General features: G+C 68.0%; 12 protein-coding genes. 9 read left to right on the top strand and 3 right to left on the bottom strand.

The window, feature by feature from the left end; genetic code table 11:
- Positions 1-10: 10 nt before the first annotated feature.
- From pdxY to AC07O0_RS09895, 5 genes are all read left to right on the top strand, one after another.
- The gene (gene pdxY / locus AC07O0_RS09915) at positions 11-859 is read left to right on the top strand and encodes a pyridoxal kinase PdxY (RefSeq protein ID WP_494622455.1); all 849 of its coding nucleotides are present in this window, start codon (positions 11-13) and stop codon (positions 857-859) included.
- 5 nt (positions 860-864) lie between these two features.
- Complete coding sequence (locus AC07O0_RS09910) at positions 865-1,986, top strand: endonuclease/exonuclease/phosphatase family protein (RefSeq protein ID WP_494622453.1); 1,122 nt, start codon at positions 865-867, stop codon at positions 1,984-1,986.
- Complete coding sequence (locus tag AC07O0_RS09905) at positions 1,983-2,882, top strand: PhzF family phenazine biosynthesis protein (protein WP_494622451.1); 900 nt, start codon at positions 1,983-1,985, stop codon at positions 2,880-2,882. Before AC07O0_RS09910 ends, AC07O0_RS09905 begins: the two co-directional genes overlap by 4 nt.
- Positions 2,879-3,598 (top strand): NUDIX hydrolase, encoded by a 720-nt coding sequence (locus AC07O0_RS09900; protein WP_494622449.1) that lies wholly within the window; start codon positions 2,879-2,881, stop codon positions 3,596-3,598. The genes AC07O0_RS09905 and AC07O0_RS09900 overlap by 4 nt, the downstream gene beginning before the upstream one ends.
- 172 nt (positions 3,599-3,770) lie before the next feature.
- On the top strand, positions 3,771-5,843 hold the full coding sequence (locus AC07O0_RS09895; protein WP_494622447.1) for a M3 family metallopeptidase: 2,073 nt from the start codon (positions 3,771-3,773) through the stop codon (positions 5,841-5,843).
- 10 nt (positions 5,844-5,853) lie between these two features.
- Here the strand turns inward: AC07O0_RS09895 and AC07O0_RS09890 are convergent, their stop codons facing one another.
- The 3 genes from AC07O0_RS09890 to AC07O0_RS09880 all read right to left on the bottom strand — a co-directional run bounded on the left by AC07O0_RS09890 (position 5,854) and on the right by AC07O0_RS09880 (position 7,752).
- Positions 5,854-6,588 (bottom strand): YbaY family lipoprotein, encoded by a 735-nt coding sequence (locus tag AC07O0_RS09890; RefSeq protein WP_494622445.1) that lies wholly within the window; start codon positions 6,586-6,588, stop codon positions 5,854-5,856.
- A 109-nt stretch (positions 6,589-6,697) separates the two neighbouring features.
- Positions 6,698-7,027, bottom strand: a complete 330-nt coding sequence (locus AC07O0_RS09885; protein ID WP_494622443.1) for a hypothetical protein — start codon at positions 7,025-7,027, stop codon at positions 6,698-6,700.
- 83 nt (positions 7,028-7,110) lie between these two features.
- Complete coding sequence (locus AC07O0_RS09880; RefSeq protein WP_494622441.1) at positions 7,111-7,752, bottom strand: YoaK family protein; 642 nt, start codon at positions 7,750-7,752, stop codon at positions 7,111-7,113.
- Between the two features lie 152 nt (positions 7,753-7,904).
- Between AC07O0_RS09880 and AC07O0_RS09875 the strand changes: the two genes are divergently transcribed.
- From AC07O0_RS09875 to AC07O0_RS09860, 4 genes are all read left to right on the top strand, one after another.
- Positions 7,905-8,390: a hypothetical protein gene (locus AC07O0_RS09875; protein WP_494622439.1), complete on the top strand. Its 486-nt coding sequence runs from the start codon at positions 7,905-7,907 to the stop codon at positions 8,388-8,390.
- 329 nt (positions 8,391-8,719) lie between these two features.
- Positions 8,720-10,282, top strand: coding sequence for a 2-isopropylmalate synthase (locus AC07O0_RS09870; RefSeq protein ID WP_494622437.1), 1,563 nt, complete (start codon positions 8,720-8,722; stop codon positions 10,280-10,282).
- Between the two features lie 225 nt (positions 10,283-10,507).
- Complete coding sequence (locus AC07O0_RS09865) at positions 10,508-12,937, top strand: tetratricopeptide repeat protein (protein ID WP_494622435.1); 2,430 nt, start codon at positions 10,508-10,510, stop codon at positions 12,935-12,937.
- A gap of 168 nt (positions 12,938-13,105) precedes the next feature.
- On the top strand, positions 13,106-15,325 hold the full coding sequence (locus AC07O0_RS09860) for a tetratricopeptide repeat protein (RefSeq protein ID WP_494622433.1): 2,220 nt from the start codon (positions 13,106-13,108) through the stop codon (positions 15,323-15,325).
- The last annotated feature ends 15 nt before the right edge of the window (positions 15,326-15,340 follow it).

Raw genomic sequence — 15,340 nt, 5'->3', positions numbered from 1 at the left:
CCTAACCTCCATGAACATCCTCTCGATCCAGTCCCATGTCGCCTATGGCCATGTCGGCAATGCTTCGGCCGTGTTCCCGATGCAGCGCCTCGGCGTCGAGGTCTGGCCGATCCATACCGTGCAGTTCTCGAACCATACCGGCTACGGCGCCTGGAAGGGGCAGGTCTTCGACGGCGCCACGATCGATGAGTTGATGGCGGGCATCGGCGAGCGCGGCGTGCTTCCCAAATGCGACGGCGTGCTCTCGGGTTATATGGGCTCGGCCGATATCGGCCACGCCATCCTCTCGGCTGTCGCCAGGATGCGCGAGGCCAATCCCAAGGCGATGTATTGCTGCGATCCGGTGATCGGCGATGTCGGCCGGGGCGTCTTCGTGCGGCCGGGCATCCCGGAATTCATGCGCGAGCAGGCGGTGCCGGCCGCCGACATCGTCACGCCGAACCAGTTCGAGCTCGAATTGCTCACCGATGTCGAGGTCAGGACGCTGGCCGATGCGCACCGCGCCGTCGAGGCGCTGCGCGATGCCGGGCCGAAGGTCGTGCTCGTGACATCGCTGATCACCAACGAGACGCCCGACGATTCGATCGACCTGATGGCGGCGGACGGGCAGGGCACTTACCGCGTGCGCACGCCGAAGATCGACATCGACATCAACGGCGCCGGCGATGCGATCGCGGCGCTGTTCTTCGTGCACTATCTGCGCGACGGCTCGGCTGCGAGCGCGCTCGGCAAGGCGGCCTCCTCGATCTACGGATTGCTGAAGCGGACCAAGGAAGCCGGCTCGCGCGAGATCCTGACCGTGGCGGCGCAGGACGAGTTCGTGACGCCCTCGCAGCTCTTCGCGCCGGAAGCGGTCTGACGCGCATGAAGCTTCGCCTCGGCACTTTCAACGTCGAGAATCTGCTGACACGCCATCGTTTCGAGCCCGGTGGGCGGACCGAGACGGCGGCGGCGATGTCGCTGTTCCATTTCCCGCGCGCCGATGAGCGCGACGCGGTCGAGCGCTCGCTCGCCGTCGCGCTCGAGGACGACAAGCGCCAGATGACGGCGCTCGCCATCGCCGAGGCCAATGCCGATCTCTGGATGCTGCAGGAGGTCGACTCGCTTGCCAGCCTGCAGGCCTTCTTCGCCAATTACGTCCACCGCATCGCCGACCATCGCTACGGCCATTTCACGCTGCTCGACGGCAATGACCGGCGCAATATCGATATCGGTTTCGCCGCGCGGCGCGATCTGGTGAAGCCGCCGCAGGTCACGGTGCGCTCCTACAAGGGCATGAGCTTCGCCGATGCCGAGGCGTTCTCACCCGAGGTCGCCGCCTTCGGCATCGAGCCGCGCGACAAGGTCTTCGCCCGCGATTGCCTCGCGGTCGAACTCGATCTCGGCGACCGGCGGCTCACCCTGTTCGGTTGCCATCTCAAGTCGATGAATAATGGCCGCGACGATGGCCGGCAGGCGACCTTGCCGATCCGCCGGGCCGAGGCGCTGGCGGTGAAGAAGATCATCAAGGACTGGTTCGGTCCTGGCTGGCGCGAGGCGAACTGGGCGATCCTCGGCGATCTCAACGGTTACCGCATTGGGCTTGGGCCGCTGGCGGCGCCGGTCGACGAGGGCGATAGCGGCATTGAGCCGCTGCTGGAGGATTTCGCCGTCGACCCGATGGAGGCGTTGCCGCCGCATGAGCGCTGGACGCATTTCCGGCGCTATTGGTCGGAGGAGCGCCAGAGCCTGATCGACAGCCATATGCCGCTCGACCATATCCTGCTCTCGCCGGCGCTCGCTGCCGCCAATCCGAACCCGGCGATGCAGATGATCCGGCGCGGTCTCCCCTATCGCGTCCCGCTCGACCCGCGCGAGGCCGACCGCTCCATGGCCAAGCTCGCCTTGACGCATGACCGCTATCCGCGCGTCGGCTGGGACCGGCCCAAGGCCTCCGACCATTGCCCGCTGACGATCGAGCTGACTATTCCGAAGGAGACCGCATGAGCCGCCGTTTCGTCACGCTCGACGTGTTCACCACGCGCCCGCATGCCGGCAACCCGCTCGCGGTGGTGCTCGACAGCGAAGGGCTCGACGCCGCGGCGATGCAGACGATCGCCCGCGAGTTCAACCTGTCGGAGACGGTCTTCGTCGCGCCGCCAGCCAACCCGGCCCATCGCGCCGCGGTCCGCATCTTCACGCCGGGCCAGGAACTGCCCTTCGCCGGCCACCCGACGGTCGGCACCGCCGCACTGCTGGCGCTGCGCGATGCGGCCGAGGGGCGGGCGGCGGACCGGCTCGTGCTGGAGGAGAAGGTCGGGCTGGTGCCCTGCGTGATCGCGCTCGGCAATGCGCGCAGCGCCCGCGCCACCTTCACCTTGCCGAAACTGCCGGAGCAGATCGCGCAGCCGATCGCCGAGGCGGCGCTGGCGGAAGCGCTGGGGCTGGACATGGCCGATCTCGGTTTCGAGGGACATCGGCCGAGCGCCTTCTCGGCCGGTGTCGCCTATACGATGGTGCCGGTTACCGGCCGCAAGGCGATCGCACGGGCCAAAGTCGGCGGGACCTTCGCTCAGGCCATGGCGGCAGCCCAGAACGGCAATGCTTTCATCTATTGTCGCGAGACGGAAGAAGCAGGGCATCACTACCACGCTCGGTTGTTCTGGCCCGAAGCCGGCATCACTGAAGACCCCGCGACCGGCTCGGCCGTCGCCGCCTTCGCCGGCGCGATCATGGCGTTCGACCGGCCGGGCGATGGCGCGCACCGCCTCGTCATCGAGCAGGGTTATGAGATGGGCCGGCCCTCGCAGATCGAACTGACACTGACCGTCACGGGTGGCGCGCTGGCCTCGGCGACCATCGGCGGCGCTGCGGTGGTGATGAGCGAGGGCGTTCTGCTGTGAATGGTGTCGTCGATGGCGAGATCGTCGCGCTCGATCGCGTCGAGGCGCGGGTCGAGGCCTTCGACTGGGCCTTTGCCCGCGAGCGCGCCGACGAGATCACGGCGCATTGGGCCAAGCTCACCATCGGCAAGCCGTCGATGTTCAACGGCCGGATCATGCTGCAACATCGCGCCGGAATCGAAGGCGGGGTGTTCCGGGCCGGCTATTTCGGTGCCGACTACGCCGCCTTTCTGGCCTGGCGCGATTTCGGCCTGCCGAAGCCTGCGATCCGCAACGGCTTCGCCATGGCGGCGCTGCGTTCAGCCGACGGCGCTTTCCTGCTCGGCCGGATGGGCGATCACACCGCCAATCCCGGCAAGGTCTACTTCGCCGCCGGCACCCCGGACGAGGAGGATGTGCGCCCCGACGGCACGCTCGATCTCGCCGGCAGCGTCACCCGCGAGCTCTGCGAGGAGACCGGGCTGACACTCGACGAGATTGCCGTCGAGGAACGCTGGACGGCGGTGATCGTGCCGGGACGGGTCGCCTTCATGCGGCCGGTCGGGATCGACCTGGCCGCTGAGGCGGCACGCGAATTGATGCTGGAGCGGATCGCGCGGCAGGACGAACCGGAACTGTCCGACATCGTGATCGTCCGCAATCTCGCCGATTGTGCGGCCTACGACATGCCGCCCTTCATGACGTCCTATCTCGCACATATGTTCAGGGGCGAGTGATCCTTCTCCTGGATCGCGGTTGTCCCGGACAAGCGGCGAAGCCGCGCCGATCCGGGATCCATGCCTGAGCCTTTCCGAGAGAGGTTCAGGCATGGGTCCCGGGTCTTCGCTTCGCTCCGCCCGGGACGACCACTCCGTTTTGATCGATGTCGCAGTGCTGAAAGGCCAGCCCATGACCGCAACCGAAGTCCTTGCCCTGCCTGAAGGCAACCCGTTCGGGCGCGCCTGGGAGACGCCGTTCGGCCTGCCGCCCTTTGCCGAGATCACGCCCGAGCACATCAAGGCGGCCTATCCGGCAGCGCTGGAGCAGCACCGGGCCGAGGTCGAGGCGATCAAGGCCGAGGCTGCGGCCCCAAGCTTCGCCAACACGATCGAGGCGCTGGAGCGCTCGGCCCGCGGCATGAGCCGGCTCGGCGGCGTCTTCTACAATCTCGCCGGGGCCGACACCAACGAGGCGCTGCAGGCGATCGAGCGCGAGATGTCGCCGGTGATGTCGCGGCACTGGTCGGCGATCATGATGGATCACGACCTCTTCGCCCGCGTCGATGCCGTGTTCGCTCAGCGCGAGAGCCTGGGACTGAGCGAAAAGCAGCTCCGCCTGCTGGAGCGGACGCATCGCGGCTTCATCCGCTCGGGTGCCAGGCTCGAAGGCGAGGCCAAGGCGAGGCTCGCCGCGATCAACGAGCGGCTGGCGGGCCTCGGTACCAGCTTCGGCCAGAACCTGCTCAAGGATGAGGCGAGCTATGCGCTGATCATCGAGGACGAGGGCGATCTCGACGGTTTGCCGCCCTTCGTCGTTGCGGCGATGGCGCGTGCCGCCGCCGATCGTGGCCAGGAGGGCAAGCATGCGGTGACGCTGGCGCGCTCGATCATCGAGCCCTTCCTGACCTTCTCGACAAAGCGTGAGCTGCGCGAGCAGGCCTTCACCGCCTGGAGCAAGCGTGGCGAGAACGGCGGCGAGACCGACAACCGCGCCATCGTCGCCGAGATGGTCAGCCTGCGGGCCGAGAAGGCCAAGCTCCTGGGCTTTGCCACCTTCGCCCATTTCAAGCTCGACGATTCCATGGCGAAGACGCCGGAGAACGTGCGCAACCTGCTCGAACTGGTCTGGAAACCGGCTCGCGCCCGCGCCGGGCAGGAGGCGGCCGACCTTGCCGCGCTCGCCCAGAGCGAGGGCGAGAACGGCCCGATCCGCCCGTCCGACTGGCGCTTCTATGCCGAGAAGGTCCGGCAGAAGACCTATGCGCTCGATGAGGCCGTGCTGAAGCCCTATCTCCAGCTCGACAGGATCATCGCCGCCGCCTTCGACACGGCCGACAAGCTGTTCGGGCTATCCTTCGCCGAGCGGCGGGAGCTCAAGGGCTATCATCCCGATGTGCGCGTCTTCGAGGTGACCGAGACCGCGAGCGGCCGGCATATCGGCCTCTTTCTCGGCGATTATTTCGCCCGTGCCTCGAAGCGCTCGGGCGCCTGGATGAGCGCCTATCGCGGCCAGCGCAATTTCGACGGCGAGGTCCGGCCGATCATCGTCAACGTCTGCAACTTCGCCAAGCCCGCCGAGGGCAAGCCGGCGCTGCTCTCGATCGACGATGCCCGCACGCTGTTCCACGAGTTCGGCCATGCCCTGCACGGCCTGCTCTCGGACGTGCATTACGGCTCGCTCGCCGGCACCTCGGTCTCGCGCGATTTCGTCGAACTGCCCTCGCAGCTCTACGAGCACTGGTTCCTGACCAGGGAGGTGATGCAGCGCTTCTGCCTGCATGCCGAGACGGGCGAGCCGATCCCGGATGCGCTGATCGAGAAGATCAAGCGGGCGCAGACCTTCAACCAGGGTTTTGCTACGGTGGAATACACCTCCTCGGCGCTGGTCGATCTCGCCTTCCATTCGCTGGAGGCACCGGCGCAGGTCGATCCGCTGGCCTTCGAGGCGAAGGAGCTGGCGCGGATCGGCATGCCCAGCGAGATCACCATGCGCCACCGCACGCCGCATTTTTCGCATGTGTTCTCGGGCGATGGCTATTCGGCCGGCTATTACAGCTATCTCTGGTCGGAGGTGATGGACGCCGACGCCTTCAACGCCTTCATCGAGGCGGGTGATGTCTTCGCTCCGGAGGTCGCCGGCAAGCTCAAGCGCTACATCTATTCGGCCGGCGACACGCGCGATCCGGCCGAGGCCTATACGCTGTTCCGCGGCCGCCTGCCGACGCCGGATGCGCTGTTGGAGAAGCGGGGGCTGGCGGCTTAAGTCGCCGCCTTCACTCCCGCGCCAGCACGACCATACGCGCGCCGCGTCCGCTCAGCAAAGTGAGCGCGCCGCGCTCCATCCGCCAGCTCCGCGTCGCTTCCAACGCCTCGCGGAACTGCCGCTCGACCTGCATGCGCGGCTCGGGGCAGGCCATCAGCGTGCCGACCAGCGGTCCGAAGCGGATCGTGCGGTCTCGGATCGTCGCCTGTCCGCCCATGCCGTTGCAGCCGCTATGGGCGGAGACGCGCCCGTCCGGCTCAATCTTGAGCGTGGCGCGGACGCCCGCCGGCAGCGGCCGGCCGCGCAGGTTCTGGACCAGCCAGGAGCCGGTGGGACCGCCGACCTCGGCCGGCGGTGCGATGCGCTGGACGACGATCTCGCCGCTCGCGCCCGGAACCAGCGCAGCGTGATGTTCTGTCGTGGTGAACCAGAGCTGGCCGCGGACCCTGATCTCGGCACGCAGCGCATAGCGGTGACCGGGCCGGATCACCGCGTCGTTGAAGCGCAGGCGGTAGGGGATCGGCACCTGTCGGCGCGCGGCGATGCGCGCGCGGGCGATGGTGCGGGACGGGGCGTCGGCGAGCGAGACGTCGAGCAGGCTGACCTCCACCACGGCGCCCGGCGGCAGCGCGATCCGCTCACGATAGGTGACCGTGCCCGAAAGGGTACGCGGCGCGGCGAGCGCGGGCAGCGGCAGCGCAGCCAGAGCAAGGGGCGCTGCAGCGAAGATGCGACGGGTGATCATAGTCAGGCCTTCCCTCGGTTCCTGTCGGCATTCGCCCCGCGAAGCCTGTCAGTGCCGAGGGAGCGCCGCAATCAGATGCACCGGCCCCGTGACCAAAGAGAGGCCGGGCTCACGGATAGCCGAACTTGGTCCGTGTCGCGCGGATCTGGGAGATGGCTCCGCCATCATTGCCGGCGGCGCAGCTCTTGCGAGCCGTGTCGATCTCGGCGCTGACGCGGGTGTGGACGCCCTTGGTGGTGTGGCCAGTCGAGAGGTCGTTGTCCATCACCGCCTGAAAGCGGTCGACCTCGCCGGCGCAGCCCGAGCCGGTCGGCATGCGGAAGGTGTTCGGCGTGACTCCGGTCGGCGCCTGCTCGGGCGAGGGCGCCCGCGGCGGGGCCGCCGTCTGGCAGGCGGCGAGGGAAAGGCCAAGGGCGGCGGCGAGGAGGGCGGCGCGCATGGACGGGGCTCCGGCTGGTCGAAACCGAACCATGGGTGATTCCATCTGCAAGGCAAAGGTCTCCGCTGAGACAGAAGGGTCGCTCAGTCCTCAATGGACATGAAGAGGGCGACGACGGTGAAGCAGCCTGCCGCCGCGACCGCCAGCCAGATCGCGTTCAAGCCGATCTGGCCATATGCGATGGCGCCGAGGATCGCGCCGACGAGCAGGCTGAGCCACAGCGTGAGATGGCGCAGGAAGGCGAGCTTCGGCCCGCCGAGCAGGGCGCCGGCGAGGCGCTGCCCCATCTTGACCAGCGTGCCGGTCATATAGGTCAGGCCGATCGTGACCTCGCCATCGCGCTGGAAGACGGCGTTCTCGGCGCCCATCGCCAGAGCGAGGACACCGGCGGCGGCAATGCCGAGACCGATTGTGTCGAGCCCGGCCGACAGGCCCAGCGCCAGGGTCACGAAGGCGAGCACCGCGGCCTGGCGCCGGCGTCCGCCGAGATGGCCGGCGAGCGAGCCGCAGATCACGCCGACCACGAAGAGGACGATGATCATGCCGGCGACCAGGATGCCGTCGATGCGGCCCTCCGCCAGCTCGATGCCGAGGCGCGTGGTGTTGCCGGTCATGAACGAGACGAAGAAGCCGCCGAGGCTGAGGAAACCGAGCGCATCGACGAAGCCGGCCAACCCGGAGAGGCCGATGGCGAGCCCGATGGCGGGACGATCATAGTGCTGCATCGTCGCGGCACTCCGGTGGGCCGGTCTCCGAGGTGCGCGACAGCCGGCCGAATCGCGCCGGGTCAGGTTAAGCCATGCGCGCTGCCGTCATGCCAGGGCCGCAAGAGGCTCCGCACTTACTCCCGTCACAATTCGACGGAACGCTGGCCGCCATGACCGTGCTGCACACCACCGAGCTCGAAATCTTCGCCGACTACTTCCAGTTCTATCTCCAGGACGAGGCGGTCGACGAGGATTGGGGGACGTTCTGGACCGATGAGACGGTGGAGCGAATGCTCGCCGTCGGTGAATGCTCGGTCGGTATCGCCACCGCCAGGAACATGAACGTACCGGTCGTGCTCTCGGTCCATGATGCGGCCCCGGAGGCCGATTTCAGCGAATGGGAGCTGGTCAATGAGTGTTCGTTCCGCGTGCGCTCCGGCCAGATGATGGTGATCGGCTGTACCGAAGGCTCCCCGCAGGAGCGGGCGCGCTTTTCGCTCGCGCCCGGGGGCTATCGGTTGCGGGTCTCCTATGTCGGGCTCGAGACGTTGAGCGATGACGGGCTGGAGGGCGACGATTTCTACCGGCTGCAGGTCTGGCCGGCGCCATTCGGCAAGACCAGGACGCTGAAGGAGCGGGCCGGCGCCGCGGGGTGATCCGCCCTCTCTGGGCATCATCCTGCACGAACGTTCAAGACCTCCGAGGCTTGCCTTCCTAGGCTGCGATCCGGTAGACAGCTTCCGTCGACGAGAGGATCGTTCGTGGCCGCATTCGCCACCCATGCCGAGAGCCAGAACCGCGCCACTGCGCGGATGGCCGGCATGTGCGCTCCCTCGCTCCTTGGTCAGCTGCTTCTTCTTACCAGCCCCTGAGGGCCGGCCGGGCACGTGTGCCTGGGCGCTCAGGGGATGACGAGAACAGGCTTCTAGACCTCGCGCGCCAGCCCGAAACCGAGACGTGGCGCGCCCTGACCAGGGACAAGACCATGAGCAATCCCAGCAATACCGTGTCCGCCAAGGACCGCGTCCTGATCTTCGACACCACCTTGCGCGATGGCGAGCAATGCCCCGGCGCGACCATGACCTTCGAGGAGAAGCTCGAGGTCGCCGACATGCTGGACGCGATGGGCGTCGACATCATCGAGGCCGGCTTTCCGATCGCCTCGGATGGTGATTTCGAAGCGGTCTCCGCCATCGCGGGCCAGATCAAGCGCGCGACCGTCGCGGGCCTGGCGCGCGCCATCCCCGCCGACATCGCCCGCGCCGGCGAGGCGGTGCGCCATGCCGCCAGGCCGCGCATCCACACCTTCGTCTCGACCTCGCCGATCCATCTGCAGCACCAGATGCGCAAGAGCGAGGAGGAGGTGCTGGAGATCATCACCCGGACGGTGACGCAGGCCCGCAATCTGGTCGAGGACGTCGAATGGTCGGGCATGGACGCGACCCGCACGCCGATCGACTATCTCTGCCGGGCGGTCGAGACCGCGATCAAGGCAGGGGCTACCACGATCAACCTGCCCGACACGGTCGGCTACGCCACGCCGGACGAGTACCGTGCCATGTTCAGGGCGGTACGCGAGCGCGTGCCCAATGCCGATAGGGCGATCTTCTCGGCGCATTGCCACAATGATCTCGGCCTCGCCGTCGCCAATTCGCTGGCGGCGATCGAGGGTGGGGCGCGCCAGGTCGAGTGCACCATCAACGGCATCGGCGAGCGCGCCGGCAATGCGGCGCTGGAGGAGATCGTGATGGCGCTGCGGGTGCGCGGTGACGTCATGCCCTACGACACCGGCATCGACGCGACCTATCTGATGCGCGCCTCGAAGGCGGTCTCGAGCGCCTGCTCCTTCCCGGTGCAGTACAACAAGGCGATCGTCGGCCGGAACGCCTTCGCCCACGAGAGCGGCATCCATCAGGACGGCATGCTCAAGCACCAGCAGACCTACGAGATCATGACCCCGGCCTCGGTCGGCGTGACCAAGACCTCGCTGGTGATGGGCAAGCATTCCGGCCGCGCCGCCTTCCGCTCGAAGCTGAAGGAGATGGGCTACGAGCTGGGCGACAACCAGCTGGAGGATGCCTTCACCCGCTTCAAGGCGCTCGCCGACCGCAAGAAGCATGTCTATGACGAGGATATCGAGGCGCTGGTCGACGACAACCTCGCCACCGCCCATGACCGGGTGAAGCTGGTTTCGCTGACGGTGATCGCCGGCACGCGCGGCCCGCAGCGCGCCATGCTGAAGCTCGACATCGATGGCCGGGTCGTCGCCGAGGAGGCCGAGGGCAACGGCCCGATCGACGCGGTGTTCAACGCGGTCAAGGCGCTGGTCCCGCACGAGGCGGTGCTGGAGCTCTACGATGTTCATGCCGTCACCGAAGGCACAGACGCGCAGGCGGAAGTGACCGTGCGGCTCGGCCAGAACGGCGCGGCCGTGACCGGGCGCGGCGCCGATCCCGACACGCTGGTCTCGTCGTGCAAGGCCTATCTGGCGGCGCTCAACAAGCTGGTCGCCCGCGGCAGCCGCGTGCACGCGCAAGCGGCGGAGTAAGCTTCTGGGCAGGACATGATCGACCGCCGCCTCGGCTCGAGGTGGCGGTCGAGACATGGGTCCAGCTGCAGCCAGCCCTGACAGCATCTCGGTAATCGTATTTCGCGAGAATCATGTTCCGTGCTCGCGAAACGATGATAGCTTTGCGCGATGCAGGCTTTGGGGGGCTGGATGAGGCGTCGGCTGCTTTGGTCGTCGGTCGTGGTCGTTTGCGCGCAGGGCCTGTTGGCATCAGCCTTCGCCGATTTCCGGCAATCACCTGACGGCTCAACGGAGTTCTGGGGCGAATGTCGCTCCGAAACCGGGGCTATCGGCAACCGCATCGACGCCTGCAACAAGGCCCTCGGTCTGGAAGTGCGCCCCGCATATCGGGCGTCGCTGCTCACCGCGCGTGGCTGGCAGAAGCGCCGTGCCGGAGACCGGAATGGCAGCCTGCGCGACTTCGAGGCAGCCCTGAAGATCGTGCCGGTCAACGATGCGGCGCTGCGCGGGCGGGGCGTGATGCTCTCGGATCTGGGGCGCTATGACGAGGCCGAGCAGGCGTTCACGGCGATGCTCGTCGAAAACGAGACGCGCCCGCTCATCTATCTCGATCGTGGTCTCGTTCGTCGCCGCGACGGCCGGCGCGAGCAGGCTCTCGCCGATTTCAATGCGGCACTTCAACTCGCGCCGGACTATGTCGATGCGCTGGTTCAGCGCGGCCGGCTGGCCTTCGACAGACAGGACCACGCGGCGGCACTCGTCGATCTCGACGCAGCGACGAAGATCGCTCCGAAGGATCCATCGGCGTTGTACTGGTATGCGCGGGCTCTAAGCGAAAAAGGCGAGCAGCGCTCCGCCCTGTTGGCGTTCAATCGCCTCGTCGCGATCGAGCCGGAGGATGCGATCAATTGGGTGCAGCGAGGCTCGGTGCAGGAAGGCCGAAGCGACTATGCTGGAGCCCTGCGCTCCTATGATCTGGGCCTCAAGCAAACGCCGGGGCACCGGAGCCTGCTGTTTCGCAGGGCCCTCGTGCTCTCCATGCTTCACCGGGACGATGCTGCGATCAAGGCTTACGATACGCTGATAGCGGCCCATCCTGAGGCCGCAGCTGGCTATGGCAACCGCGCCTGGCATCTCTCGCAAAAAGGTGAGTATGCGGCCGCGATGCGTGATGCCAATCGGGCGATCTCGCTCGATCCGAAGAACGGGCAGCCTCACCATGTCAGAGGGCTGATCTATTTCGAGAAGGAGGACTACCGTAAGGCTCGAGTCGCGTTCGAGCGCGCCGCGGCGCTTGGCCACAAGACGACCGAGCTGATCAATATGCGCGGACGAACCGCGCTCGGCTTGAAGCGCTATGACGATGCGGCGGCGGATTTCGACGAGGTGATCAGGCAGGCCCCGACCGCGATGTACGGTCACTACAATCGCGGCCTGACCGAAAGGCTCCGCGGGCGCTGGGCCAAGGCGCTCGGCCATTACAGCAAGGCGCTCGAGGTCGAGCCGGGCGACGAGGACGCCGTGCGCCAGCGGAACGAAATGCTGGTCAAGCTCGGGCGTGAGCGCGAGATCTGGCGCCTCCGGCTCGTCGAGACGGCCGCGGCCATCAAGCGGGCGGCGCTGTCCGCCCAGAACCAGGCTGCGACGAAGACCGGTCAGTCGGCCGCGGAGCGCCTCGGCAAGCTCGACGAGCAGCTGGAGCTCGATCCTTATGACGATGCGGCCCGGCTGGCGCGGGCCCGCCTCCTGGCCGCAGTCGCTGCAAGTAGGGCGCGGGCGCTCGACGATGTCGAGCAGCTGTTGCGGAGCGATCCGCAGAATGCCGCTACGCTGCTCGTGCGGGCCCGCATCCATTATGACGAGAAGCGCTATCCGCAGACCATAGCCGATGCGGAGCGTGTCCTGGCAAAAGCCCACAAGGAGTCCGACGCCTTCTTCTGGCGGGCGCGAGCGCGGGCGGCCCTGTCGCAGGACGAGGAGGCGGTGGCCGACTATACGACGGTGGTCGCCCTTTCTCCCAAATCGTTGGGAGCCATTTTCAACCGTGGGCTGCTGCACCGGCGGGCCAGCCGGTTCGCGGAAGCCGAGGCGGATTTCAGCAGGGCGATCGAGTTGCAGCCTGACGACTACGATTCCTGGCGCTACCGCGGGCTCGTTCACCTCAAGCAGAAGCGCTTTGCCGAAGCGCAGGCCGATCTGGAGCAGGCTTTCCGGCTGGCGCCCGACCATGTCGGGACCACGCTCGACCTCGGCATCGCGCTCTACCGGAGAGGCAATCATCAGGCGGCCATCGCGCACCTGACCGCCGCGATCGAACGCGGGGTCACCAGCGTGGGGATCTGGAACGACCGCTGCTACTTCCATGTGCTGCGCCGTGAGTTCGACCTGGCTCGCGCCGATTGTGCCGAAGCGCTCAAACTCGACCCACAGAGAGCGACCACCTTTCACAGCCTGGGCGCGATGAAAATGCACGAGGGCGATGTCGATGGAGCGCTCGCCTTCTTCGATCGCTCCATCGCAGGCGATCCAAAAAGCGCATTCGCTCATTTCGGCCGCGCGCTCGCTCTTTTGCGCAAGGGTGAGGCAGGGCTCGCAGAGGAAGCGCTCGCAAGAGCGCGTGCGCTCGATCAGGAGATCGACGAGCGCTATCGCGAGCTGGGCCTGGAGTTCTGACGCGAGGGGCGACGAACCGCCGAGCCGGAAGGCATCACCTTGGCCTGGTGTTGTGACCGCGGCACACCGGCTCAATTTTTGCTTGGCCGGCACAGCGACCACTGGACCTTCCAGGCCCTTTGCCGATCTCATCATCTCGGCTGGGGGAGCCACCGCGAGATGTTGTCGATGAAGTTGCTGCGCCTGCTGCCGATGGGCGTCTTGGCCGTGCTGAGCGCGCAGCCCGTCGCAGCCTATGGGCCCGCCTCCACGCCGGGACAGGCAGAGCGCGCGCAGGAACGCGTCCGCTTGTGCATGGGCGCGATCGAGGCCGGCGGCGCCGAACGGCGGGCAGCCTGCGACGAGAGCCTGACCGGCGAGCTCAACCGCGCGATTCGGGCCGATCTGCTCGCCAGCCGCGGCTGGCTGTCCGAGGCCGAGAATGCTCTCACCGAGGCGCTGCGCGATTTCGACGCCGCGCTCAAGGCCGTGCCGAATCACCTGGCGGCCCTGCGTGGCCGGGCGCATACGCTGTCCGAACTCGGCCGGCATGTCGAAGCCGCGGCGTTGATCGAGCGGGCGATGGTCATCGGCGGGCGCGCGACCCTTCTGGCCGATCGGGCCCTGCTGCGCGAGCGCGCCGGCAACATCGCCGGGGCCCGCGCCGATCTCGACGGGGCCATCGCGCTCGACCCTTCCAATAGCTGGGCGCGAGGGGCACGGGGGCGGTTCCTGCAGGACGAGGGCGAGCACGAAGCGGCGGTGGTCGATTTCGATGCTGCGCTCGCGCTCGAACCGGAGGTTACCTCCTATCACTACCGCCGCGGCCTCTCGCTCATGGCGCTGACACGGCCGCGCGAGGCAATCGCTGCCTTCGACAGCGCCTTGCGGCTGGAGCCGACGGTCGTGCAGGTCTGGCTGGAGCGCGGGCGGGCTTTCGAGGCGCTCGGCCATGACGGCCCGGCGCTCGCCAGCTACGAGCGCGCGCTGCGGCTCGATGCACGGCACGAGGCGTCGCTGTCCCGTCGTGCCTTCCTGTTGCAGCGGACCGGCCGCACCGAAGAGGCGGTCGCGGCCTATGATCGGCTGCTCACGGTCCAACCGCAGGCCGCCTTCGGCCTCAACAATCGTGCCGGCCTGCTCGCCGGGCTCGGCCGGCGCGAGGAGGCGCTGCGCGATCTCGACCGGGCCATTGCGCTCGTGCCGGGGGACGGCAATGCGCTGCGCAATCGCGCCCAGCTGCTGCTGCAGCTCGGGCGCAACGACAAGGCCCTGCGCGATCTCGACCGGGCTGGACCCGGCCATGACGCCGGAGCCTGGCACGGCATGCGCGGCGATGCGCTGCTGGCGCTCGGCCGGCCTGCGCCGGCACTGGAAGCCTATCGCGCCGCGCTGGCGCTGAAGCCGCAGGACCGCGCCACGCTGTTCGGCCTCGGCCTGGCGCAGGAGATTCGCGGCGATCGCAGCGCCGCTACCGCCGCCTATGGCGCGCTGCTCATGGTCGATCCGGAGCATGAAGGAGCGCTCGAGCGCCGCGAAGAGCTGCTGCCGGCGCTCGGCCGCTCGATCGAGGTCTGGCCGGCGCGCCTCGCAGGCTTGCTGCGGAGCGCAGGTGATACCTATGAGCAGGAACGTGCGGCACTGCGCGGCGTCTATCGCGCGCTGCGGCCTCAGGTGCAGCCGGCTCCGGCCCTGCCGGTACCGGCGAACCCGCTCGTGGCGCTCGATGCGGCGCTCGCGCTCGACGCCTTCGATGTGCCGCGCTTGATCCGCCGAGCCCAGTTCAGCATCGGCCAGCCGCAGCGCGAGGTGCAGGCGCGGACCGATCTTGCCACGGCCTTGCTGCTCGAACCGCAGAACCCGGCGGCGCTGGTGCAGCGTGCCCGGCTGAGCTTCCGCAATGGTGCCTTCGCGGCGGCCCAAGCCGATGCGGAAGCGGCGCTGCGCAGCGAGCCGCGCTCGATCGAGGCCTTGTTCCAGCGGGCGCGGGCGCTGACGGCGCGCGGCCAGCTCAGCGCCGCACTGAAGGCCTATGACGATGTCGTGGCGGTCGCGCCCGCCAACGCCGCGGCCCTGCTCAACCGAGCGCTGCTGCTGCAGCATGCCCGCGAATACGAGCGGGCGCTGGCCGATCTGGACGCCGCGGTCGCGGCCAACCGAGCCGATCCGGATGGCTGGGTAGCGCGTGCCGCCCTGCGGACGGCGCTCGGCCAGACCGATGCGGCGATCGCCGATTTCGACCGGGCGCTGTCGCTCGACGCCCGCCTCGGCCAGGCCTGGTATGGCCGCGCCCTCGCGCATCAGCGCCGTGGCGATGCGGCCGAAGCGGCGGCCGACTTCGCCAAGGCGCAGGCGCTCGATGCGAAGGCCGAGGAACGCTACCGCGCCTTCGGCGTGACCGCTCCCTGATCGCAAACCTCGCAT

It is taken from the genome of Allobosea sp. GW821-FHT10B12 (assembly GCF_059415545.1).
This window is presented reverse-complemented; position numbering and strand designations above follow the sequence as displayed.